Genomic DNA, 22,655 nt, shown 5'->3' with positions numbered 1-22,655 from the left:
TCATTTACGAATGTGCCATTTGTCAATGGCGGATTGTGTCGATGGCGGCCGTACCGATTCCCGGGCTGGTCGGACGCCCGGTCGGGGCGGTGTTGATGCCGGGGTCTTGTCCTGGTCCGTCGATCGATGATTTCGCAGTTCAGCTGAATTCGGCGACAACTCGATAGAGGCTCGGGTACGCGACGGCGGACTTCTCCGCTTCCGCCACCGAGGCCGTGACAATCGGATCGGCGCCGGCGGCGCGGCAGTCCTCGGCGCTGTCCCAATGGGCGATATTGACCAGCTGGAACCGGGAGTCCGGGAGCAGTGCGCGGTGCAGGCGGACATCTCGGAAGCCGGGGGCGGACCGCATACGAGCTACCCGTTCGCGCCAGTGGGCGATGAACTCGTCGACCGCCTCGGCGGGGAGTTCGATGACGTTGATGAAGGTGACACCGGGATCGGTCACGACAGACTCCTGACTGTTCTGAACGGTGGGGAAGGGAGACCAAGGGTTCGTGCCGGCGTGTCGCTAGTCGCCCCAGCCGCCTGCGGCGATGATGTCCTGCCAGGTGGGCACCAGTTCCGGGTGGGTGAGGCGGACGATTTCACCGGGCAGCGAACCCGGTTGCGCCTTCGCGGGATTCGCGACGGCTTGCTCTTCGACGAGGCGGGTCAGTGCGCGGATTCCGCCGAGTCGCGGATAGTCCGTGTGTACGCGGTCGGCGTATCCCCGGGGGAGCATGTCTGCGTTGCCGCCGATATCGATGGCGATACCGTCGACGGCGACCCAGATGGCGGCGGGGCGGCGGCGACGGTAGACGGGGGAATCGCTGAGTCCGGTGGTGTGGGCGGCGATGGCATCCCAGATGATGTCGACTCGCTCGTCGGTCACGCCGTGGGATTCCAGGAATTCAGCGGCGTAGTCGGCGCCGTCGACCTCGAATCGTCGGTCGCCGTTGGCGACTTCGGCCAGGCCGATATCGTGCAGGGCGCAGATGAGGTACACGGTTTCTTCGTCGTAGTCCACGCCGGGCCGCAGTCCACGGTCGGCGGCCGCGGCCCGGGCGAACAGGAACGAGCGGACGCTGTGATTGCGCAGCGCGGGGGTCAGTTCGGTATCGATCACGGTCTGCGCCGCGCGCGCCCGGGGCGTGGTCGGTAGGTCCAGGGACATGGGAACTCCTCGGGGTGAAAGGACATGTGGCAGAGGTGCGTTGACGCATGCCGGTGGACGGCCGGGCCCGTGCAGGCCGGGGCCGGTCGTTATCGCCGGGCTGGGAGAGGGGGGCCGGTCGAGGTTTCGGTCAGGCGGTTACGGCGGGTTGCGCCGTGACGGCGGCGGGAGTGGTGGAGCGGAAGCGGTCCCGGTAGGCCGCGGGCGAAACCCCGAGCCGTCGATGGAAGGCGCGACGTAGTGATTCGGCGGTACCGAAACCACACCGCCGGGCGACGGTGTCCACTGGATCGCCGTCGACCAATGCCGTCTGAGCCGCTTCGATCCGGACTTGCTCGACATAGGCCGCCGGTCCGACACCGAGTTCGGCGCTGAAACGGCGCTGGAAGTGGCGGGGACTCAATCCGGACCGTGCCGCGAGATCGCCGATACTGTGTCGGGCGCCGGGTTCGGCGTGGATGGCCGCCACGGCCGACCGCACCGGGTCGGTCGCGGGCTGTGGTCGCCACAGCGCCGTGCTGAACTGGGTCTGCCCGCCGGGACGGCGCAGGAACAACACGAGGAAACGCGCCAGTTCGAGGGCGACCCGGCGGCCGAGATCATCCTCCACGAGAGCCAGCGCGAGATCCATCCCGGCGGTCACGCCCGCCGAGGACCAGGTATTTCCGTCGCGCACGAAAATCGGATCGCCCTCGACGCCGACCCGCGGAAACTCGCGGGCGAGTTGCGCGGTGAACGCCCAATGCGTGGTAACCCGCTTCCCATCGATTACCCCTGCCGCGGCGAGCAGGAACGCGCCGGTGCACACCGAGGCGACGCGGCGGGCCCCCGCGGCGGCCCGGATCCACCGCATGAGGCGGGGATCGTCGCGGGCGGTCTCGACGCCGGGCCCGCCGACGACTACGAGCGTATCCACGGTCGCCGGGTCCACATCGTCCACACCGCAGTCGACACCTACTGGTAACCCGCTGTCGGACCGCACGCATCCCGGACGGGTGGCCACGACCCGGCAGTCGTACTCACCGGCGCCCTGAAAAACCTCGTAGGGGCCGACCAGGTCGAGCGCTTGGAAATCATCGAAGACGACGAATACGACACGGCGTTGCTGCACACTCCCCACCTTCTGCTGTACGTGGGGTGGCGTCAACGACATACATCCCACAGATCGCGCCATCGGTGCGACGTTGCTAGGGTCTGTGGCGATGATTACCGGGACGGCATTGCGCCACACACAGATGGGCTACCCGGTGCTGTTCTGAGCGCCGCGCGGGCGGGTACGGGTCCGCTGTGCTGCACAGGATTCCGCTGTACTGCCCGGGCTCCGCCTTCGTCGAATCGATCGCAGAACATCGACTACGACAGAAGGGTTCACCGATGGTTGCAATACAAGGAATGCCGGTCGACGTGCGGACGGCCGATGGGGTGGCCGACGCGTATCTCGCCTACCCCGGCGACGGCGCTCCCCATCCGGGAGTACTGGTGATCCAGGACGGTTTCGGCCTGCGGCCCGGTCTGCGGTCGCTGGCCGACCGTATCGCCGCCCACGGTTACACGGTTCTACTGCCGAACGCCTACTACCGGCACGGGCGTGCGCCGGTGATCGAACTGCCGGATTTCATCGATCCGGAACAGCGGCCGGAGATCTTCCAGCAGGTCTTCCCGATGATCCGCGAGCTCACACCGGAGCTGCTGCGTTCGGATGCCGCCGCCTACCTCGAGTGGCTGGCGGCAGCACCGCAGGTGGCCGCGGGGAAGGTCGGTGTCACCGGTTACTGCATGGGGGCGCGGCTTGCGGTGCTGGTCGCCGCCATGTTTCCCGGCCGAGTCGGGGCGGTGGCAGGATTTCACGGCGGGCCGCTCGTCACCGACACCCCGGACAGTCCGCATCTGATGGCCGGAAACATCACCGCGGAACTGTATTTCGCCCACGCGGGCGAGGACGACCATATGACGCCGGAACATATCGACCGGTTCGACGAGGCATTGGCCACCGCCGGCGTCCGGCACCGCACCGAGGTCTACGAGGGGGCCCGGCACGGCTTCACCCAGGCCGATACCTCCGCCTACGACCCCGCGGCTGCTGAACGGCACTACCGCGAACTACTGGCAACCCTGCCCCCGGGCGGGTCTGCGAGCGTGTCCGAGAACTCCGTCAGCGGAGACGGTCGGGAGTAGCCGGTTGATGGGTCGCTCGCGCACCGGCGCACACGGGCTTGGTAGCCGTAGTCCGTCGGCGTGGGTCACGGTAGGGGCGCTTGCCAGCGCACGGTCGTCCCGCCGCCGGGGATGGGTTCGATATCGCAGTGGCCGCCGGCGGCCACTGCGCGAGCGGTCAGGTTCGCCAGGCCGCTGCGCCGGCCGATATCGGGAGGTATTCCTTTCCCGTTGTCACTGACCGTGACCGTGACCTCGTCGCCGACGCGCAGTTCGACCGACAGGGTGGACGCCTGTGCGTGCCGGATGGCATTGCTGACGGTTTCCCGCAGCACCGCCTCCACATCGTCGGTCAGCGGTGCAGCGAGAACGGTGACGGGCCCGGTCATCCGCAGGTTGGTGCGCAGCTCGGTTTCCGCGGTCATCTCGGCGAACAGCCGGTGCAGATGCCGGCGCAGATCCACCGTCCCGCTGTGCAGATCGAAGATCGAATGCCGGATATCCTGCACGATATCCTGGATATCGTCGATGGTGGAGCTGAGCCTGTCGCGGACTTCCGGCGTGCGGGCCCGCTGCAAGGTGCCCTGCAGGGACAGGCCCACCACGAACAACCGCTGGATAACGTGATCGTGCAGGTCGCGAGCGATCCGGTCGCGATCGGCGACCACGTCGAGCTCGCGCATCCGCCGCTGGCTCGCCGCGAGCCGCAACGCGAGAGCGGCCTGGTCGGCGATGACGAGCATCATTGTTTTCGCGTGATCGTTGAGCGGCCGGGCCCCGGGCGGGCGGACCATGGTGAGTACGCCGATCGGTGTTCCGCCGACCCGGAGCGGCAGGGCGAGCGTCGGGCCGGCATCGCCCGCGATATCCGGGTGCGGTGGGGAATCCGGCCGGTCCGCCGCGACCGGTCGTCCCTGCCGGAAAGCCCGGCCGGAATGGGAATCGTGCAACGCGATCCGCTGTCCGGCCAGTTCGGCGCCGTCGGATCCGGCGGCGGCCACGACCACCAGTTCGCCGACCTCGGCCGCGGGCAGATCGGGCTCTTCCGGGAGCGCGATGAACGTATAGGCCGAATCCGTCAGCGCCAGCGCTCGATCGACGACCAGATCGAGAACGTCGTTGGGTTCGCCGCGCTCGAGCAGTTCGGTGGCGACGTCCTTGGTGGCTTCCAGCCAGCGCTGGCGAACCCGGGACTGTTCGTAGAGGTAGGCGTTCTCGATCGCGATACCGGCCGCCGCAGCCAGCGCCTGGACGACGACCTCGTCGTCCTCGGTGAACGGGTGACCACCGGACTTCTCGGTGAGATACAGGTTGCCGAACACCTCGTCGCGCACCTTGACCGGAACACCGAGAAAGCTGCGCATCGGGGGATGCTGCGGCGGAAAACCGACCGAGGACGGATGCACGGACAGGTCGGTGAGCCGGATGGGTTCGGGTTGCTGGAACAGCAGGCCGAGCATCCCGTGGCCGCGGGGAAGATGACCGATCCGGGTATGGGTTTCGAGATCGATTCCTTCGTGGATGAATTCGGCCAGTTCGTGACCGCTCTGCTCGGTATCGCGCACCCCCAGCGCGCCGTACCGGGCGTCCACGAGTTCGATGGCCGTGTGCACGATCGTGCGCAGGGTTTCGTCCAGATTCAGTTCGGCGGTGATGACGAGCATGGCTTCGATCAGCCGGTCCATCCGGTCCCGGACATCGATGATCTGCGCGATCCGGTCCTGCATTTCCAGCAGCAGTTCACGAAGCCGGAACTGGGAGAGCGTTTCCGAGACCGGGGTTCGCTCCGACCCGGCCGAAACCGTTCTCCGCACGCCTATTTCGCCGCCCCGGTGGTGTCCCATCACCGTCGCATTCTGTCATCCGCCGCACGGATCCGGCGTCGGTCCGATCCGGGCAGTCGCTGTTCAGGCCGGATTCTGGTACTTGGTGGCAAGGACCGCCGCCTGGGTGCGCCGCTGCACCCCGAGCTTGGACAGCAACCTCGACACATAATTCTTGACGGTCTTCTCCGCCAGGCACAGCCGCTCGGCGATCTGGCGGTTGGTCAGTCCCTCGCCGACCAGGGCGAGCAGGGCCCGCTCCCGATCGGTCAACCCGGACAGCGGGCCCGCGGCGGCCTCGGCCTCGGAGCGGAATTTGCGCATGAGTGCGGCCGCGGCCCGGTTGTCGAGCAGCGACCGGCCGGCCGCGATATCGCGGATGGCGCTGATGAGCGCGAGCGTGGTGATGTCCTTGACGACATACCCGCGCGCGCCCGCCAGGATGGCGTCGAGCATTGCCTGTTCGTCGGTGAAGGAGGTGAGGATGAGACAGGGCAGATCCGGGCGGGCCGAACATAATTCGCGGCACAGCTCGATCCCGTTGCCGTCGGGCAGGCGCACGTCGAGAACCGCCACATCGGGGCGAAGCGCGGGTATACGTGCCAACGCCCGCGCCGCATCGCCCGCCTCGCCGATGACTTCCATATCGTCTTCGGCGTCGATGAGGTCCGCGACACCGCGCCGGACGATCTCGTGGTCGTCGACGAGGAATACCGTGATCACACCGAGCCCCCTCTCCCGAGTTCTGTCCAAGCTTAAACGGGAGCGGCGGGGCGCGGGCCGCAGTGGAGAGTTCGGTCAGTTCCGGGGGCGGGCGACGATCAACGGGACCTGGGTGCCGTGCAGGACCGCTTGGCCGACGGAACCCAGCGTCATCCCGGCGAAACCGCCACGGCCGTGACTGCCGACGACCACGAGCTGGGCGCGGTCGGCCTCGGCCAGGATGCGCCGGGCCGGCCGGTCCTCCACGACGATCTGGGTCACGGGTACATCGGGATACCATTCGGCCTGCTCGGCCAGGCTCCGCGATTGCAGAGCCTGCGCCCGCGCGTGCATGGCGGCGCGTGCCCCGTGTGGCGAAAGCTCCGACCAGGTCGTGACTGCCACAACGCCGACGGAACGCCGAGACGCCTCCTCGAAGGCGATCCGCACCGCCTCCGCGCCACACGCGGATCCGTCCACACCCACCACGACGGGCCGGGGCGGGAGATCGGCCACGCCACTGTCGGGCACCGGGATCACGGCGACAGGGCAGTGGGCATGGCGTGCCAGGGAGGTACTGACCGAACCGAGCACACCCCGGCCGACGGCCCCGACACCGCGGACTCCGACGACGACGGTGCGGGCGTCCTCGGAACAGTCGATCAGCACGGTCTCCGGCCGCGCATCGGCAACCGTGCAGACGATATCCAATTCGCCTCCGGCGCGGTCGCGCGCGAGATCGCGGGCGGTGGACAGCAAAGTCGCCGCATCGTCGCGCAGCGCCCGATCGTCGCAGACATCGGCGCCGTGGTCGGGGCCGGGTTCCCCGGGGACCGCGACGGCGGACACCAGATGCAGCGCGGTGCGGTGACGTGCCGCGGTGCGTACCGCCCACCAGAGTGCGGCCATCGATCCGGACGACCCGTCGATGCCGACGACAACGGGGGCTCGCGTGCGCGCGGTCACGGGGATTCCTTTCGCTCGGGTGGTCTGCTGCCCTCGACCAACCGCATTCGGCGTAGCCGGGCCAACTCCGCTGTACAGACTCGCCGCCGACACTAGAACGCGGCACGGAGCGGAGGATGCGGGCGATGGTCCTCTTCAGGAAGGGCCGAAAGACCCTGTTGAGTGAGGACTCCATGATCACCTGCAGTGGTACCGCGTAGCCGGTCTGCGGCAATGCCGTGCACCCGAGCATCGGTTCGATGAGGTCGGCCGACCGGCCGGTGCCGCCCGTCGGCCCGAGCGGGCGCGGCGGCCGGGCCGGCCGGGTGCCGGACGAGTCTGGACAGCGATCCCCGCGGCGCGGACCATGGGGTGGAAACACTCGCAGCACAGCAAGGTGAGTCCCCGGCAGGGTTGCATCACGGTGGAAGGAGAGCACGATGATCACAGCACGCGAGCTCATGCACACCGATGTGGTGACCATCGGTGTGCGCGACACCATGGACACCGCCGCTCAGCAGATGCGGCAGCGCGATATCGGGGCGCTGCCGATCTGCGACGGTGAGGGACATCCGGTCGGAATCGTCACCGACCGGGATATCGTGGTGAACTGCCTGGCACTGGGCCGAAATCCCGCGACGGCGACGGCCGGCGAATTCGCCCAGGGCGACGAACTGCGCAGCGTCGAGGCGGATACGGAGTTCGGCGAGATCCTGGCGCTCATGCAGCAGTACCAGATCCGCCGCCTGCCCGTCACCGAGCACGGCCGGCTGGTCGGCATCATCACCGAGGCGGATATCGCCCACGGCGTATCGGATACGCAGACCGGCGAATTCGTGGAGGCGGTCTGTGAGCAGCAACTGCCGGCCCGGGTCGGTGAACCCGCCCTCGGGGTTTGATCGCCGCCGCGGAGACGGCCGGTCGGCAGCGGCAGGGGGTCAGCGGATCTCGAACTCGTTGCTCGTGCCGGTGACGGGGTGCAGGGTCCCGTCGGGAGACAGGCGGTCGGCCCGATGGGCGAACCGGTACCGCCCGGCCGGTGTGCCGCCGGGGATGTCCCACGTGAAGGCCGCGATGGAGGTCGCCGGTGGGCGTTTGCTCCAGTGGAAGCGCACATTCCATTCGCCTTCGTTGGCGATCCGGGTCCAGCGGCCGTCGATCGACCGCTGGACTTCAAGGAAGGTGTCGTTGCGGCGCGGGTTGTGCTTGGGATGGGCGGAGACGAACTCGACGCTCGCCCGGGTGCCGGCGGTGTAGGTGGGCGCCGGTTGGGTGAGCACCGCGCCGAAATCGGACCCGGGCGGTGCGGTATCCGGGCCGGGCGCGGGAACGAAATTCGGCTGCAGATGCGAGATATCGCGCGGGGCCGGGCCGCGCGCCACGGGCGTGCCCGCGGCGAATGCCGCGGCCAGGCGGGTGAACTCCTGCTGGTAAGCGGGCAGGGTACAGCGACCGAACAGGGTGGACGCCCCTTCGTACTGCTGGGCGTCGTATTCCTCCGGAGTCGTGACGTACTCGTGGTACGCGTTGGCATAGCCCTGCAACAGGACCTGGGCGATATCCACGCCCAGTGCCGCCGCGACGGCCCGGCGTACGCGCAGCCCCGCGACAATGGTGAACTCACCTCCGGCCGCTGCCAGATACAGCTGCCCGATGCGCACGATCTGGATCGGCACGATATTCGGCACCCACGGGGCAGGTGGCAGCAGGCTGAACGGCACCGCGATCGCCTTGGGCGCCTGGGCGTCGGCGAGCCAGTCGGGCGCGGGCAGGTGCGGGTCGCCCAGTGCGTCGATGAAGGGGTTGCGCACACCTTCGGGGATCGGCCCGCCGGGCAGGCCGGGCCCGTCCTCGACACTGCCCGCCAGCAGGGAGACGCCCGCGGCGGCGGGCGCCGTACGGCCGACCGTGCCGTCCGGAGTGAACCGGCCGTCCACGGTGACGTCTGCCAGATCGATATAGCAGAACACGGACCCGACCGGGCCCGTCAGCGGGCGGGCCGCGGCCAGCGCCGCGCGGGAGGCGTGGTACTGCCGTTCGCCGATGATCCGGGTGTTGTCGAATTCGTCCTCCGTGGGCCCCGAACCCGGTCGCAGGTTCAAGTTCGGTGACATGTCACCGGCATTGGTCTGCGCGAAGGCGGCGACGAAACCGGGTGGACTCTCGTCGAGGTAGCGGACGCCGTGCTCGGTGTGTTCGCAGGTGAACGCCGCGTAACCCTTATTGTCCGAGCTGATCAGCCGGTTCTTGTTGGTCATCGACGTGTTGTGGGTGGCGAACCAGGTGATCGCCCCCGCCGGCCGTCCGGCCCGGGTGATCGACAGGGCGGTGACGGCCGGATCGATGGCGCCGGGGAAGTGGGCCTTGTCTGCGGCGGGGTTGCGATCGAATGCGACTCGGGACCGGTTCACGCTCGCGTCGTGCAGTTCGGCGCGGCCCAGCGCCATGGTGCCGGGTGCGAGATCGGCGTGGGCGGCGGTGATCGCCTCGACCAGTCCGCCGACCTCGGCATCGTAGACCTGCTGCTGGAATCCGAGGATCGACAGGTTGTAGGCGTAGTCGTGACTTGCGCCGCCGCATACGGCATGGGAGTGCGTGGAGGTGAGCAGTACGTTGCGTTCGGTGTAGAGGTCGCCGAAGCGCCGGGCCAGTTCGGTGAGCACACCCCGGTGCACCGACTGGAAGATCATCGCGTTTTCCGCGACCGCGAAGACCACCCGCTCGGTACCGGCGACGATGACGAACGCGCGGGCGCGGGGCCGCAGATGGATCCCGGCGGTGGTCTGATCCTGCTGGGAATACCCCATCATCCCGCATTCGGCGGCGGGCCCGGTGATATCGGAGATTCCCATCCCGATCAGGTATTCGCCGGATTGCGGCGCCGCCGTCGCGGGGGCACCGGGGCCGAGTGCGGTGACCGAACCGAGGGCGAAGGTCCCTGCCGCAGCACCGGCCAGTACGGTGCGGCGCGGTAGCGCGGCGGACCGGTCGCCGGACTGGCCGGGGGCGGTGCGGGATTCGGGGGTCGCTGCCATCGCGGTTCCTTTCCTGTCGAGTGGCAGCGAACCACACTGTTGAACGTTCGTCCAGATACGGTTGGTCAATTGTTCAGTTCACGGTGTGCCGGAGGGGCCGTGCGCCAGGCGGAAATACGGCCGCGATCAGTCCGGCAGCAGCGGCACGGACAGCCCTTCGCCCCGGCCGAGAAGGGCGGCGCGGGTGACGGCGCTCGACCCGAAGCGGGTGCGCACCTCGTCGAGAGTGGTATCCAGCTCCGGCGCGGGTCCGTGATCGAAGGGAAGCGCGAGCTGGCGCGGGTCCGCGTCGTCCAGGTTGGTCAGTGCCGATCCGATCAGGGTGAGTCCGCGTTCATCGATCAGCGGCCGGGCCTCGGTCAGCAGTCCACGCGCCGTGCGCAGGATCGTATCGGTGTGATCGGTGGAATCGAGCAGGGTGTGCGAGCGGGTCGCGCGGCTGAAATCGTCGAAACGCAGACGCAGCACCACGGTCCGGCATACGCGATCCGCCGCCCGCAGCCGCCGGGCGAGGCGATCGATGAGACCGTGCAGATACCCCTCGATCTCGGCCGGCGACCGCGCCCCGCGGCCGAGTGCGCGCTGCGCGCCGATCGAGCGCCGCCGCCGTCCGGTTTCCACCCGGCGCGGGTCGCGGGCCCAGGCCAGGGCGTGCAGATGCCGCGCCGCGGCCCGGCCGACGATCGATCGCAGGCCCGGCTCACCCAGCTCGGCCAGCTGTCCGATCCGCTCGATACCGTGCCCGCGCAGGGCTGCTGCCGTCACCGGTCCGACTCCCCAGAGGCGATGTACTGGCAGGGGGTGCAGGAACTCGAGTTCGCCGCCGTGCTCCACCAGCAACAATCCGTCCGGTTTCGATACCGCGCTGGCGACCTTGGCCAGGAATTTGGTGCCGGCGATGCCCACCGAGATGGGCAGGCCGACCTCGCGCCGCACCCGTGCGCGCAGTGCCGTGGCGATGGTATGCGGTTCCCCGGCCACTCGCCGCAGCCCCGCCACATCGAGAAATGCCTCGTCGATGGAAATGCCCTCCACGATGGGTGTGGTATCGGCGAAGATCGCGAACACCTCTTTGCTGGCCCGTGCGTATTCGGACATTCGCGGCGGCACCACGATCGCTTCCGGGCACAGCTGCAGCGCCCGGCCGGTATTCATCGGGGTCCGCACCCCGTGGGCCTTGGCTTCGTAGCTGGCGGCGAGCACGACCCCGCCGCCCACCAGTACCGGTTTCCCGCGCAGATGTGGCTCGTCTCGCTGTTCGACCGAGGCGTAGAACGAATCCAGATCGGCGTGCAGGATCGATGCCTGCGACCGCGCGGCGATCCGGGGCCGCGGGGCGGAGGCGGCTGAGTGACGAGTGCGCCCACGCTGCCGCAAACCGTCGCCTGATTCGAACATATGTTCACATTAACACTCGGTCGTTCGGAAAACAGCAGGCCGCAACGAGGCGTAGTCGCAGCTGGGGCTGATGGAGTGGATGTCTTACTGCTACGCTCAGCAAGCAAATGCTTGGTAGGTTGGAGGTGGGATGGTGGACGATTTCTCCGGGCGTCCCGGAGCTGCGCTGGTAGTCGGCGGGACCGGTGGAATCGGCGCCGCGGTGGTGCGGCTGCTCGCCGGGCGCGGCAGCGATATCGGGTTCACCTATCGGGTGAACCGGGCGAAGGCCGATGCCCTGGCCGGCGATATTGTGCGACTCGGTCGTTCGGTCTCGGCATGGCCGCTGGATCTGGCGGATCCGGACGCGGTGGCCGATATCGTCGCTCGGTTCCGTGAACGGTTCGGTGGCCTGCACACGGTGGTGTACGCCGCCGGCCCGCATGTTCCCATGGTCCACCTGAGCAGAGTGCCGCCACAGCAATACCGCGACCAGCTACTCGGCGATGCCGCGGCGTTCTTCAATCTGATGCATGCCACCTTGCCGCTGCTGCGGGATTCGCGCGGGGCCGTGGTCGCCGTGACCACCGCCGCGACCCGGAGATACCCGGTCCGGGACGGGTTGTCCGCCGGGACGAAGGGGGCGGTTGAGGCGGTAGCCCGGGGGCTGGCCGTGGAGGAGGGGCGCTATGGCGTCCGGGTCAACTGTGTGGGCCCCGGAATGCTCACCGACGGGATGGCCGAACGGCTGATCGGATCCGGTGATCTCGAGGAGGCGGCCCTCGAGATCGCCCGGGCAAATATTCCGCTGCGTCGCTTCGGCGATGCACAGGATATCGCCGAAGCGGTCGCGTTCCTCGCCTCGGATCGAGCGGATTTCATTTCCGGGCAGACACTGGACGTGGACGGGGGATACACCGCCTGATCGCCTCCGGCGCCGGCGGCGTCGCTTGCTGTCGGGTGTGCGGTCTACGCCGGGGTTTCCTGGGCGATCTGGATGAGGTTGCCGCAGGTGTCGTCGAAAACCGCGGTTTTCACGGTGCCGTAGTCGACCGGCTTCTGCGTGAACCGCACGCCGAGCCCGCACAGCCGCTCGTATTCGGCCGCGAGATCCTCCACCGCGAAGGAGGTGAAAGGTATCCCGTCCGCCACCAGGGCCTCCTTGTACACCTTGGCGGCGGGATGGCCGGTCGGTTCGAGCAGTAATTCGACGCCGTCGGGTTCGGCGGGAGAGACCACGGTCAGCCAGGAGGCATCGCCGACCGGAACATCGGTCTTCTTCCGGAATCCGAGTATCTCGGTGTAGAAGCGCAGGGCTTCGTCCTGATCGTCGACGTAGACGCTGGTGATATTGATCCTCAGCATTATTCCTCCAGCCAGCGGTCGGTGAGACCGCGCAGGGGCGCGCGGTCGAGATAATGGAATTTGTGCCGTCCGGCGCGGCGCGTGTGCACCAGGCCCGCGGCGGCCAGGTGGTCGAGATGCTGGGAGATCGCCTGTCGGGTGGACGACAGGCCGTGCATCATGGTGAGCCGCCCGCACAATTCGAACAGTGTCTGTCCGTCTCGGTCGGCCAGTTCGTCGAGAATTGCCCGCCGGGTCGGGTCGGCGAGTGCTTTGAAGATCGGACCCTGGTCGGCGTGCACGGAACCACTATACGCAAGTAATTACTTGCCTATCAAGTGTGGGCGGTCGAACCGGCGGTGCGGGTCGCGAGGCCGGACGGCGGTACGCCGACAACACCCGGGCACACGGCGTTCGGCCCGGGTGAAGCGGGCCGCAACGCCTTCGGCGGCCGGCCGGGGCGCCCGCGCAACCCTCGATTACGCCCTCAGGTTCCCGGCCGGAGCCGGCCGCCGTGCGGCAGGACCCAGGAAGCGCCGAGCGCGGCCCCCGCCCCCGGTGAGGTGATATCCGCCGTATAGAACCACTCCATGCGCACCCGCTCGGCGGCGATGTCGACTACGCCGTAGCCGTGCGAATCGAGCTCGGTGTAGCGGATATGCGGGTTGAGCGTACGGATCGAGTTCTCCAGCGCGACCGCCCCCGTGCGCGGCGGGCCCGGTAGCAGATCGCCGATGCCGAGGGACGTCACCGAGGGGACCACGAACTCCGCCCCCGCAGTGGGGCAGTGCGGATAGGACCCCGCGTCGAGCGGGACGTCCGAGGCCCACGAACTGTGGATATCGCCGGTGAGAAAGACGATATTCGTCGCGTCCAGGTCGGTGAGAGTCGTCAGCAGACGCCGCCGGTCGGCCGTATACCCGTCCCATTGATCGGTGTTGGGCGCCAAGCCCTCCCGCGGTATCCCGAGAACCTCGGTCACCGCGGCTGTGGTGGCCGGGTCCATGGGCGGGAAGGCCAGCGGCGAGATCATCACCGAGTTGCCGACCAGCTGCCAGCGTGCCGAACCCGAAACCAGCCCGGCCGTGAGCCAATCCATCTGGGCTGCACCGGTGATGGTGCGGGCCGGGGCGTCGACGTCGCGGGAGCCGAATCGTGGCGCGGCGTCGCGATAACTGCGGAGATCCAGCATGGACAGCTCGGCCAGCGTGCCGAACCGCAACCGGCGGTAGATCCGGGGCGCCGAGGCCGTGTCCTCGGCTCGGACCGGCATCCATTCCAGGTACGCGCGCACCGAGGCGGCCCGGCGGGCCGGCCAGTCGCCCTCCGCGCCCGGGTCGTGGTTACCGGCACCGCCGGACCAGGAGTTATCGGCCGACTCATGGTCATCCCATGTGCAGATGAACGGTAGCCGGGCGTGCAGCGCCTGGAGATCGGGATCGGTCTTGTACTGTCCGTGCCGGACCCGGTAGTCGGCGAGCGAGACGATCTCGTGCGCCGGTTCGTGGCGCCGGATGGACCCGGCGTCGCCACCGTAGGACCCCGCCGCGTACTCGTAGAGGTAGTCGCCCAGATGCACGACCGCGTCGAGATCGTCGCGGCCGGCCAGGTGCCGGTAGGCGGCGAAATAACCGGCCTCCCAGTTCGAGCACGACACCACGCCGAAACGCAGTCGCGCGGGAGCGGTCGCGGCGGGCGGCGCCGTACGGGTGCGGCCCACGGGCGATCCTTCGCCCAGGGCGGTGAATCGGTACCAGTAATCCCGCGCGGGAGCCAGGCCCCGCACATCGACCTTCACGGTGTGGTCGCTCGCCGCGGAGGCGTTCACGCTTCCCGATGCCACCATCGCGGTGAAATCAGGATCCTCGGCCACCTCCCAGCGCACGGCGGCCGGCGCCCCGGCGCCGGAGCCCGGCACCGCTTCCGCGCCGACGGTCACCCGCGTCCACAGAATCATTCCGTCGGGCAGCGGATCTCCGGAAGCGACACCATGGCCGAATACCGGTACTGCCGCGCCGGCGGCCGGCGCGGTCAGCACACCGGCTGCTGTCACTGCGCCGGCCTGAAACAACGCCCGGCGACCCAGCACGCCCGGGCCGGCGGCTTTCGCAACGATCCTGTCTCCGCTCACGTGCACCGATCACAGTGGACGGCGAGCGAATCGGCAAATCGAATCGTGCCGGGCGGTTCGCGCCGGCCACTGTTCGTGACCGTGCGCGGATCGGCGGCGGTCAACGCGGACCTGTGCCGCGAAAATATTCGCGGGCGCAAATGCGCTGCCCGCGCGATCATTTATGCCATGAACGAGTACGAGACCGAGATCCGACCGAATTCTCCCACCGACCGGAGTAGCAATGCCTGTCCCTGACGAACCCGAACGCCCGGACCTCACCGGCTGGCGCCGACGCCAGCAACTCCGTCGTTCCAGCGCCGCGCAACCCATTCCCTCGGGAAAGGGCTACCGGCGCAAGCCCAAACATCCACGGGACCGGGAAATCCGCGACGCGTACCGCTGAATCCGGGACGCACCGTTCCGCCGAGTCCTCGCGGTGGCGCGCGCCGCCGCCGGCGGTCGGCGAATCAGGCTGGTCGCGTCCGCGTACGTATGACGAGGTGAGTCGCTACGTCTCGGCGTTCCCGAGTAATATCGGTTGATTTCGCTATTGTCGGCCTATGACGGGTCAGTGGCAGGTACCGCCCCGCCGGAACACCCGGCGCGGATGACCGGTATCGCCGATTCCACGGCCCCGCCCCGCACTCGCGGGCAGATTATCCGCCGGGGCAGTGGGCGGCATCCGCTGATCGCCGCCGGTATGCGTGGTATCGACGCGATCGCGGCGGAACTCGCCACATCCTCGTGATGACGCGGGTTCGCTGTGCCCGGGACAGCCGGCGGCGCCACCGGGCACGGAAATTCCCGCCTCGGCTACCCCGGCGCGCGCAGACACGGGTACTCGGGCCGGGCGATACCGATGTCACGGTGTATCGAGCCGCAGTCCTTTAAGGTCGGTCCTCGAAAGCCGGTCCCGATACACACCGGTGACGAGCCGTGCACCGCGACGGAAGGATTCAGGATGGTCACTGTCCTCGGCGGCGGTATCGCCGGAACCGCACTGGCCGGTGCGCTGGCCGGATCCGGCCGGCCGGTCACCGTCTACGAACAGCGTCGCGGGGACGGTGGCGGAGCGTTCCTGATCCTCGACGGTCGCGGGCATCGTGGCCTGATCGACCTTGGTGTGCCGGAACGAGACCTGCATGCCGCGTCGTATGCGCTCGACGAACTGCGGTACACCCCGGACGGCGGTGTCACCCAGCGACGTCCCAGTGCGGGGCACCGGTTCTGGTTGCGCCGCGATCTGATGGCGGTGCTGAACAGGTTCGCGGCGGAATCCGGCGCGGACATCCGGTACAACGACCCGGTCACCGCGGTCCGGGTGGATCCCGTCGAGGGCACCGTGCTGCGGTTCGTCGGCAGTACGGTGACTACCCGGGAACTCGTAATCGGCGCCGATGGTATCGATTCGGTGGCGCGTGCCGGTATCGAACCGCACCGGTCGGCGGAATATGCGGGGGATGTGGTGATCTACGGGATGACCGAACGTGCGGTGCAGTGCCCGACGGACCCCTTCGTCCTGCATTTCGATGCGGCAGCCGGTTCCGATGGTCGTCCGGCCGCAACAGTCGGACATATCTGGCGGCCCGGAGCCGGTGCGGCCCTGTGGTTTCTGCGGATTACCCGGGCGCCGTTGGCTGCGCCGGAGACCGGAATCCGGCGGGTCGGGGAGTGGGCCGCGGCGGTCGTGGCCGCGGCGCCCGGACCGGTCCGCGAGTTGACCGCTGAGCTGGTGGCCGCGACCGAACGGGTGCATATCTCCAACGCCCGCAACGTTGCACTCGGTCCCGCGGCGCCGCCCGCCCAACCGGTGGTGCTGGTCGGCGATGCCGACCACGCCATCACCCCGGCGGCCGGTGTCGGCGCCCGGGAGTGCATCGAGGACGTGGTGGCCGTGTACGAGGCGATCATGGCGGGGGAGTCGCCCGCCGCAGCCATGTCGATCCGCCGCCGCGCGATAACCGAGGAACGGCATCAGGTGGCCCGCCGGATGCGCAGCGCTGCCGCCACGCAGTGACAGCGGAGTCTGCATACGCGCGCGGCTCCGCGTTGCCGTTACGGAGTCACCGAGGGTGGCAGGGGGCGCTCGGTGGGTTGTGATTCACCCGGCGTCCAGACGTCGAACGGGACCGTCAGCCGGACGGTGCCGGCTTTTTCGAAAGTGAAATCGAACGGAAAGGTCAGCCCGGGCGATGCGCCGGGATCCTTCATGGTGACGGCGACTGTGATCGGTTGGTCCGGAGCGGTTTCCGGATCGAGATTCTGAACGGGTTCGCCCGCGGCAAGGCTGCTCTGCGGGCCCAGTTCCAGTGCGGGCCCGGGGCCCTGGATCGCCACCGATTCGGCAGCCGGTGATTCGATCTCGACCAGCCGGTCCGATTCCGTTTGGCTCGTATTCACCGCGGTGAACGCCAGCCGGACATCGGTGTAGATCGGGGAGGGCTGATCGGCGACCTCGGCGTGCAGGTAGACATTCTCCAGGTCGATGGCGCCGACGCTGCCGTTCGTACCGTTGATCGCCGGCGCCTGTTCGGCGGTCTGGGCTTCCTGCCCGGCAGAACAACCGGTGATCAGCAGTGCAATCGCGGAGAGAACCGCCGGCCACCACGCGCATCCGCGTGACGGGCGACGGTTCTTCCGGGGCAACGTGCTGTCCGGGCTCGTATTCGCAGTTCTCACGCGGCCCCGGGTACCCGGGACCGCGTCGTCCACACCACGGAGAGGTTGCGGTTGGGAAACGGCCGGGCGCTGTGGGTCCGCGTGGTTCCGCTCAGTTTCCGGCGAGTACTCGCTCCGGGGCGGGTTCGGTGGATGCCGTGTCGAGCCTCTCGGCGAGTCGTTCGCCCTCGATATCGAAACCGGGCACGAGCGGGGACAGCCATTTCGGCATCCACCAGATCCGCTCGCCGACGATCAGCATGACCGCGGGAACGATGAGCATCCGGACCAGGAACGCATCCGCCAGCACACCCACCGCTAGGGCGAAGCCGATGGATTTCAGGATGACGTCGTCGACGAGGGCGAACCCGGCGAAGACGCCGATCATGATGATCGCGGCGGCCACCACCACGCGGGCGCTGTGGGCGAACCCGTCGAGCACCGCCCGCCGCGCCGGGGTCCCGTGAACGTAGGCCTCACGCATCCGGGTGACGAGGAAGACCTCGTAGTCCATCGCGAGACCGAAGAGGATACCGGTCAGCAGGATCGGCAGAATGAACAGCACCGGGCTGGTGGTGTCCAGGCCGACGAGCTCGTTCAGCCAGCCCCATTGGAAGACCGCGACGGTGGCGCCGAGCGAGACACCGACCGAGAGCAGGAAGCCCAGTGCGGCCTTGACCGGAACCCAGATCGAACGGAACACCGCGATCAGCAGGATGATCGCCAAGCCCACCACCACGGCGAGGTAGAGCGGGAACACCTGGGTGAGCTTGTCGGCGATATCGACGCCGACCGCGGTCTGTCCGGTGACCAGGGCGCGGGCGCCGGTCTCCGCCGGTAGGCCGGCGACGGTGGCCCGGATGTCGGCGACCAGGTCCTTGGTGGCCTGATCCGAGGGGCCGGAGTCGGGAATGACCGTGATGGTGGCGAACCGGACCGTCTCGAGCTGCTGGGCGAAGATCTGCCGGGCCTGCGGCGTATCGCTGGTGAGCGCGGGGACGACTGCGGCGATACCGGAATCTGACCGGCCGGCCAGGTTCTGCAGATCGGCGGTGACCGTATGCACAGCCGCCGCGGGGTCGGCCGCGTTCGCGGTGTCGACGACCACGACCAGCGGACCGTTGGCGCCGGCGCCGAAGTTCTCGGCGATCAGGTCGTAGGCGACGCGGGCGTCGCTACCGGCGGGTTTGCTGGAATCGTCGGGCAACGCCAGCTGCATGGAGGCCATCGGCAGCGCGGCGACGGCGGCGACGGCGATACCGCCGGCCAGGGCGAGCCATTTGTGCCGGGCGATACCTTCCACCCAGCGCCGGCCGTGGGTGCGGAATTCCGTGTCGCCGGTCTGCTGCTTCAGATAGCGGGGCTTGCCCCGCATGACCTTGTCACCGGCGAATCCGAGGATGGCCGGGAGCAGGGTCAGCGAGATGAGTACGGCGACAGCGACCGTGAACGCGCCGGCCAGGCCCATCTGGGTGAGGAATCCGATATTGCACACCGCCAGACCGACCAGCGCGATGATGACGGTCGCTCCGGCGAAGACGACCGCGGACCCGGCGGTGCCGACCGCCCGGCCGGCCGCTTCCGCGAGCGGACGTCCGGCGCGGACCTCGCTCTGGTAGCGAGACATGATGAACAGGGCGTAGTCGATCCCGACCGCCAGGCCGAGCATGGTGCCCAGCGCGGGAGTTGTGGAGCCGAGTTCGACGAACCCGGTGAGAGTGGTGATGGCGAGCATGCCGACGCCGACGCCGACGAGCGCGGTCAACAGCGGCATCCCCGCGGCGACCAGCGATCCGAAGGTGATCGCGAGTACCACCAGCGCCACCGCGATACCGACGACTTCCGCCAGTGGCATCTCGAACGCGGCCAGTGCGTCACCGCCGATGGCGACGTCGAGGCCGGCCTGTTCCGCGTTGTGGGCGGCGGTTTCCAGCGCGGACCGGTCGGCGTCGGAAAGTTCGTTCGCGGTTTTGCTGTAGGTCACCGCGGCGTAGCCGACCCGGCCGTCGGGAGAGAGGGTGCCTCCGGTGAAGGGGTCGGCCACCGACTGCACGTTCTCGGTGGACAGTTCCCGTAACGCCGTGGCGACCGCCGAGTTGTAGGACGGTTCGGTGAGCGACCGGCCCCCGGGGGCCTCGAACACCAGACGTGCGGTCGCGCCGTCCGGTGCGGCGTGCGGGTTGCGCTGTTCGATGAGTTCGAAGGCCTGCGTGGATTCGATACCGGGCAGCTCGAATTTATCGCTGGTCTTCCCGGACAAGGTCATCGCCGCGACCGCCAGAACGGCCAGTAACGCCACCCAGATCGCCGCCACCACCCTGCGGTGCACGAACGACCAGCGGCCGAGCCGGAACAACTGCCACGCCATGCGCTTTCCTCCGAGCGATTATGTGGACCCAATGGTCCGGTTATGCTTCAGGGTAGAAGCGAGCGGACCCGAGGGTCCACTTCGGCGAGGAAGTTGTGGAGCAACTCACCCTGTGTCCGGGAAGAGACGTGCATCTCGATCCGGCAGGATGGATGCGGATTTCGTGGAGGCGACACCATGACCGGTAGGTCGGCAGCGCTGCCGGATACCACGCGCGACGACGCGCAGAACTGGGCGGGCCGCCGGGCGGACGCCCGGCTGAACCACGAGCGGGTACTGGCCGCGGCGCGGGAAGTGTTCACCGAACACGGTATCGGCGCCACCATCCCGCAGGTCGCCGCCCGGGCCGGAGTCGGCAAGGCCACGGTCTACCGCAGTTATCCGGCCAAGGCCGACCTGGTGCGCGCGCTGGCGCAGCAGCATATCGAGTGGTTCCACGAACTCGCCGCCACCGCGGTCGCCGCAGCGCGCGACGACGCCTACCGCGCGCTCGAGGGACTGCTGGAGCAGGTGACCACCCGGCTGGCCCAGGACCGGTTGATGATCGAGGTACTCAGCGGTTTCGAAGGACTCGACCAGGGTCTGGGGGACCGGCTGGAGGAAATCCTGACGCTCGGACGGAGACAGGGAAGCCTGCGCGCGGACGCCACCGGGATGGATGTGCAGATCCTGGTGTCCGGTGTCGCCCGCGCGCTCATCGACCTCGATATCCGCGATCCCGCGGTATGGCGCCGCTACGCCCGTCTCGCCCTGGCCGCCTTACGCCCCTAGCCCTCGGAACCCCGGCACCGGGCTATCCGGTCGGCTCACTCGGGCAACAGCCAGTCGTCCGGGCTGAACAGTTCGAAGTGCACACGTTCCGGTGGAATCCCCGCGGCGGTCAACTGGGCGCGAACCGACCGGAGGAACCCCGCGCCGCCACACAGATAGAAATCGGCGTCCGCGGGCAATTCGAGTTCGGCCACGGTGAGTGTGCCGGGCCGGCCCTCGCCGGTGTGCTTTTCGTACCAGAGTTCCAGGGCGGCGTTCGGCAGCGCGGCCACGAGGCCGCGCTGGACCGCCCGCAACGGGTGGGAACCGGTATCGCGGTCGGCATGCGCGGCGAGCACCCGACGTTGCGAGCCACCGGCGGCGAGGTGTTCGAGAATGCCGATCATCGGCGTGATGCCGATTCCGGCCGAGATCAGCACCAGCGGTGTGGCCGCCGCGGGATCGATGGTGAGGTCGCCGAACGGCAGGGTGATCGCCAGGTTGTCGCCGACCGCGAGATGACCGGACAGGTGGTTGGAGACCTCCCCGGCAGGTTGGGCCGCGGTCGCGGCCACCGGCCGTACGGCGAAGGCGAGCCGTCCGTCGCCCGGAGCCCGGACCAGGCTGTACTGCCGTAGCTGCCGGGCCCCGTCGGGAAGCGTCGCGCCGACGGAAACATACTGCCCCGGCACGAAATCCGGCAGCGGGCGGGTCGGGTCCGTGGATTCCACGACGAAGGTGACCACCCCGGACGGGTCGTCGATACGTTCGGTGACCACTGTCTCGCGGAACACATCACCGGGCGCCACCCCGGCGCCGGCATAGAGCCCACGCTCGAATTCGACGAGGGTATCGGCCATCAGCCAGTAGACGCGATCCCATGCCGCGGCGATCTCCGCAGTGACGGTATCGGCGCCCAGCACATCGACGATCGCGGCGAACAGATGCTCGTGCACCACCGGGTACTGCTCGGCCACGATCCCCAGGGAGGCATGCTTGTGCCCGATCCGGGCGAGCATCTCCGCTGGATGCGGCAGCGCCGGATCCACCAGGTGGGTGGCGAAGGTGGCAATCGACGCGGCCAGCGCCCGCTGCTGCGCGCCCTGTGCCTGGTTGCCGCGGTTGAACAGGTCGGCAAGAAGATCGGGGCGGGCGGCGAACATCTTCTTGTAGAACAATGCGGTGATGTCGTCGATATGCGCGGCGATCACCGGGAGAGTCGCGCGGACCACTTCGGCGTGGTGTTCTTCCAATTCCGCGGGAAGGTCCGGAGCCGATGTCGCGACGGTTGTCATGCTGTTCTCCTCGTCGAGCTTGTTTGCGGCTCGAATGCCACGAGAACACGGTATCGAATTCGATCGCGCGGAATAGGCCGCGGCGGCGTGAAGTCAATTACCCGCCATTGTGCGGAATATGTCGGCCGCGCCACACCGTCGGCGGGACTGGGCGAAAACGTCGGGACCGCAGGCGGAATCACCGGCGGCTCGGGGCCGTGCGCGACACAGAGGGGGATGGAAAAAGCCGGCAGAGTTCGCTGTTGTAATCAATTCCTCCGCAGCGAAATCGTGGATTTATCCGGTCACGCGGAGATTATCGGTGAGTGGAATGTCTAACTTTCCGGAATTGCCGGCATATAGAGTAATTGCACCGTCCGGCTGTCGACCAGATCGGCCAGGGTGTACTGGTCGAGATTCCGGTAGAAACTCTCCTGGGCGTCGGCCAGCATATGCCGTAACCGGCACGCCGATGCCAATGGACACGGTCGGGCGCCCGTGCATGCCACGACCTCGGTGCGTCGCTCCAGACCCCGCACGATCTGCCCGACGGTGGCCGTGCGCCCGCGCTCGGTGAGAAAGATGCCACCGGTGCGCCCGCGGTGGGAATCCACCAGGCCCAGCTCGGCGAGTTCGGTCACCGCTTTCGCGATGTGGTGTTCCGATGCATTCACCTGGCGGGCGACGATTTTGACGGTGACCCGTTCGGCGACGGCCCCGCTGACGGCCAGGCGCATCATCACCCGCAGGCCGAGATCGCTGAAGCGGGACAGTTGCACCGGACCAGCCTATTAATCCGGTGTTTGAAACGCGAATTTTTCGATGTGGCGTTCGGCACGCCGTCCGCAGTGGGGGCTCAGCCCGCCGCGCGAGCCGAAGCCGAGGTAGCCGGTTCGTTCGCCTCCTGGAAGGCGACGAAGGCATCGCCGTGGTCGCGCGCCCGTGCCACCGGCCGA

General features: G+C 68.4%; 22 protein-coding genes. 7 read left to right on the top strand and 15 right to left on the bottom strand.

Annotated features, from left to right (window positions below; genetic code table 11):
• Positions 1-139 precede the first annotated feature (139 nt).
• The 3 genes from IU448_RS04450 to IU448_RS04440 form a co-directional block, all read right to left on the bottom strand.
• Entirely contained in the window at positions 140-448 is a 309-nt protein-coding gene (locus tag IU448_RS04450) for an antibiotic biosynthesis monooxygenase family protein (RefSeq protein WP_195054181.1), read from the bottom strand.
• Positions 449-511: 63 nt separating this feature from the next.
• The gene (locus IU448_RS04445) at positions 512-1,156 is read right to left on the bottom strand and encodes an HD domain-containing protein (protein ID WP_195054180.1); all 645 of its coding nucleotides are present in this window, start codon (positions 1,154-1,156) and stop codon (positions 512-514) included.
• Positions 1,157-1,286: 130 nt separating this feature from the next.
• Positions 1,287-2,267, bottom strand: coding sequence for a GlxA family transcriptional regulator (locus tag IU448_RS04440; RefSeq protein WP_195054179.1), 981 nt, complete (start codon positions 2,265-2,267; stop codon positions 1,287-1,289).
• A gap of 281 nt (positions 2,268-2,548) precedes the next feature.
• Here IU448_RS04440 and IU448_RS04435 point away from each other — a divergent pair, with 281 nt between their 5' ends.
• Positions 2,549-3,331, top strand: coding sequence for a dienelactone hydrolase family protein (locus IU448_RS04435; RefSeq protein WP_228812021.1), 783 nt, complete (start codon positions 2,549-2,551; stop codon positions 3,329-3,331).
• Between the two features lie 65 nt (positions 3,332-3,396).
• Here IU448_RS04435 and IU448_RS04430 read toward each other — a convergent pair whose 3' ends face one another.
• From IU448_RS04430 to IU448_RS04420, 3 genes are all read right to left on the bottom strand, one after another.
• Positions 3,397-5,154, bottom strand: a complete 1,758-nt coding sequence (locus tag IU448_RS04430) for a GAF domain-containing sensor histidine kinase (protein WP_195055023.1) — start codon at positions 5,152-5,154, stop codon at positions 3,397-3,399.
• 63 nt (positions 5,155-5,217) lie between these two features.
• Positions 5,218-5,856, bottom strand: coding sequence for a response regulator (locus tag IU448_RS04425; RefSeq protein WP_195054177.1), 639 nt, complete (start codon positions 5,854-5,856; stop codon positions 5,218-5,220).
• Between the two features lie 75 nt (positions 5,857-5,931).
• Complete coding sequence (locus tag IU448_RS04420) at positions 5,932-6,801, bottom strand: universal stress protein (protein WP_324188504.1); 870 nt, start codon at positions 6,799-6,801, stop codon at positions 5,932-5,934.
• Between the two features lie 419 nt (positions 6,802-7,220).
• On the opposite strand from IU448_RS04420, the gene IU448_RS04415 reads away from it, so the two are divergent.
• Positions 7,221-7,679 carry a CBS domain-containing protein gene (locus tag IU448_RS04415; RefSeq protein WP_195054176.1) on the top strand — a complete coding sequence of 153 codons (459 nt, stop codon included), beginning with the start codon at positions 7,221-7,223 and terminating at the stop codon, positions 7,677-7,679.
• A gap of 39 nt (positions 7,680-7,718) precedes the next feature.
• Here the strand turns inward: IU448_RS04415 and IU448_RS04410 are convergent, their stop codons facing one another.
• Entirely contained in the window at positions 7,719-9,815 is a 2,097-nt protein-coding gene (locus IU448_RS04410; protein WP_195054175.1) for a neutral/alkaline ceramidase, read from the bottom strand.
• A gap of 126 nt (positions 9,816-9,941) precedes the next feature.
• Entirely contained in the window at positions 9,942-11,213 is a 1,272-nt protein-coding gene (dinB, locus tag IU448_RS04405; RefSeq protein WP_195054174.1) for a DNA polymerase IV, read from the bottom strand.
• 130 nt (positions 11,214-11,343) lie between these two features.
• On the opposite strand from dinB, the gene IU448_RS04400 reads away from it, so the two are divergent.
• The gene (locus tag IU448_RS04400; RefSeq protein WP_195054173.1) at positions 11,344-12,117 is read left to right on the top strand and encodes an SDR family NAD(P)-dependent oxidoreductase; all 774 of its coding nucleotides are present in this window, start codon (positions 11,344-11,346) and stop codon (positions 12,115-12,117) included.
• 44 nt (positions 12,118-12,161) lie between these two features.
• Here the strand turns inward: IU448_RS04400 and IU448_RS04395 are convergent, their stop codons facing one another.
• From IU448_RS04395 to IU448_RS04385, 3 genes are all read right to left on the bottom strand, one after another.
• Positions 12,162-12,554, bottom strand: a complete 393-nt coding sequence (locus IU448_RS04395) for a VOC family protein (protein ID WP_195055021.1) — start codon at positions 12,552-12,554, stop codon at positions 12,162-12,164.
• A 2-nt stretch (positions 12,555-12,556) separates the two neighbouring features.
• Positions 12,557-12,838 (bottom strand): ArsR/SmtB family transcription factor, encoded by a 282-nt coding sequence (locus tag IU448_RS04390; RefSeq protein WP_195054172.1) that lies wholly within the window; start codon positions 12,836-12,838, stop codon positions 12,557-12,559.
• A 185-nt stretch (positions 12,839-13,023) separates the two neighbouring features.
• Positions 13,024-14,667 carry an alkaline phosphatase D family protein gene (locus IU448_RS04385; RefSeq protein WP_195054171.1) on the bottom strand — a complete coding sequence of 548 codons (1,644 nt, stop codon included), beginning with the start codon at positions 14,665-14,667 and terminating at the stop codon, positions 13,024-13,026.
• Between the two features lie 223 nt (positions 14,668-14,890).
• Between IU448_RS04385 and IU448_RS04380 the strand changes: the two genes are divergently transcribed.
• The 3 genes from IU448_RS04380 to IU448_RS04370 all read left to right on the top strand — a co-directional run bounded on the left by IU448_RS04380 (position 14,891) and on the right by IU448_RS04370 (position 16,666).
• Positions 14,891-15,052, top strand: a complete 162-nt coding sequence (locus tag IU448_RS04380; RefSeq protein ID WP_195054170.1) for a hypothetical protein — start codon at positions 14,891-14,893, stop codon at positions 15,050-15,052.
• Between the two features lie 168 nt (positions 15,053-15,220).
• The gene (locus IU448_RS04375) at positions 15,221-15,397 is read left to right on the top strand and encodes a hypothetical protein (protein ID WP_195054169.1); all 177 of its coding nucleotides are present in this window, start codon (positions 15,221-15,223) and stop codon (positions 15,395-15,397) included.
• A 213-nt stretch (positions 15,398-15,610) separates the two neighbouring features.
• Positions 15,611-16,666, top strand: coding sequence for an FAD-dependent oxidoreductase (locus IU448_RS04370; protein WP_195054168.1), 1,056 nt, complete (start codon positions 15,611-15,613; stop codon positions 16,664-16,666).
• Between the two features lie 38 nt (positions 16,667-16,704).
• Here the strand turns inward: IU448_RS04370 and IU448_RS04365 are convergent, their stop codons facing one another.
• Positions 16,705-17,328: a hypothetical protein gene (locus IU448_RS04365; RefSeq protein ID WP_195054167.1), complete on the bottom strand. Its 624-nt coding sequence runs from the start codon at positions 17,326-17,328 to the stop codon at positions 16,705-16,707.
• 91 nt (positions 17,329-17,419) lie between these two features.
• Complete coding sequence (locus IU448_RS04360; protein WP_195054166.1) at positions 17,420-19,675, bottom strand: MMPL family transporter; 2,256 nt, start codon at positions 19,673-19,675, stop codon at positions 17,420-17,422.
• A gap of 177 nt (positions 19,676-19,852) precedes the next feature.
• Between IU448_RS04360 and IU448_RS04355 the strand changes: the two genes are divergently transcribed.
• Complete coding sequence (locus IU448_RS04355) at positions 19,853-20,446, top strand: TetR/AcrR family transcriptional regulator (RefSeq protein ID WP_195054165.1); 594 nt, start codon at positions 19,853-19,855, stop codon at positions 20,444-20,446.
• Positions 20,447-20,481: 35 nt separating this feature from the next.
• Here the strand turns inward: IU448_RS04355 and IU448_RS04350 are convergent, their stop codons facing one another.
• Complete coding sequence (locus IU448_RS04350; RefSeq protein WP_195054164.1) at positions 20,482-21,720, bottom strand: globin domain-containing protein; 1,239 nt, start codon at positions 21,718-21,720, stop codon at positions 20,482-20,484.
• Positions 21,721-22,034: 314 nt separating this feature from the next.
• The gene (locus tag IU448_RS04345; protein WP_195054163.1) at positions 22,035-22,478 is read right to left on the bottom strand and encodes an RrF2 family transcriptional regulator; all 444 of its coding nucleotides are present in this window, start codon (positions 22,476-22,478) and stop codon (positions 22,035-22,037) included.
• Between the last annotated feature and the right edge of the window lie 177 nt (positions 22,479-22,655).

It is taken from the genome of Nocardia flavorosea (assembly GCF_015477805.1).
Taxonomy (GTDB): domain Bacteria; phylum Actinomycetota; class Actinomycetes; order Mycobacteriales; family Mycobacteriaceae; genus Nocardia; species Nocardia flavorosea_A.
This window is presented reverse-complemented; position numbering and strand designations above follow the sequence as displayed.

What these genes read in the sequence shown, in the direction of transcription:
- IU448_RS04355 (WP_195054165.1), top strand. Translation starts at nt 19,853, where the DNA reads ATGACCGGTAGGTCGGCAGCGCTGCCGGATACCACGCGCGACGACGCG.
- IU448_RS04370 (WP_195054168.1), top strand. Translation starts at nt 15,611, where the DNA reads ATGGTCACTGTCCTCGGCGGCGGTATCGCCGGAACCGCACTGGCCGGT.
- IU448_RS04430 (WP_195055023.1), bottom strand. Translation starts at nt 5,154, where the DNA reads ATGGGACACCACCGGGGCGGCGAAATAGGCGTGCGGAGAACGGTTTCG.
- IU448_RS04435 (WP_228812021.1), top strand. Translation starts at nt 2,549, where the DNA reads ATGCCGGTCGACGTGCGGACGGCCGATGGGGTGGCCGACGCGTATCTC.
- IU448_RS04415 (WP_195054176.1), top strand. Translation starts at nt 7,221, where the DNA reads ATGATCACAGCACGCGAGCTCATGCACACCGATGTGGTGACCATCGGT.
- IU448_RS04400 (WP_195054173.1), top strand. Translation starts at nt 11,344, where the DNA reads ATGGTGGACGATTTCTCCGGGCGTCCCGGAGCTGCGCTGGTAGTCGGC.
- IU448_RS04445 (WP_195054180.1), bottom strand. Translation starts at nt 1,156, where the DNA reads ATGTCCCTGGACCTACCGACCACGCCCCGGGCGCGCGCGGCGCAGACC.
- IU448_RS04360 (WP_195054166.1), bottom strand. Translation starts at nt 19,675, where the DNA reads ATGGCGTGGCAGTTGTTCCGGCTCGGCCGCTGGTCGTTCGTGCACCGC.
- IU448_RS04380 (WP_195054170.1), top strand. Translation starts at nt 14,891, where the DNA reads ATGCCTGTCCCTGACGAACCCGAACGCCCGGACCTCACCGGCTGGCGC.
- IU448_RS04350 (WP_195054164.1), bottom strand. Translation starts at nt 21,720, where the DNA reads ATGACAACCGTCGCGACATCGGCTCCGGACCTTCCCGCGGAATTGGAA.
- IU448_RS04410 (WP_195054175.1), bottom strand. Translation starts at nt 9,815, where the DNA reads ATGGCAGCGACCCCCGAATCCCGCACCGCCCCCGGCCAGTCCGGCGAC.
- dinB (WP_195054174.1), bottom strand. Translation starts at nt 11,213, where the DNA reads ATGTTCGAATCAGGCGACGGTTTGCGGCAGCGTGGGCGCACTCGTCAC.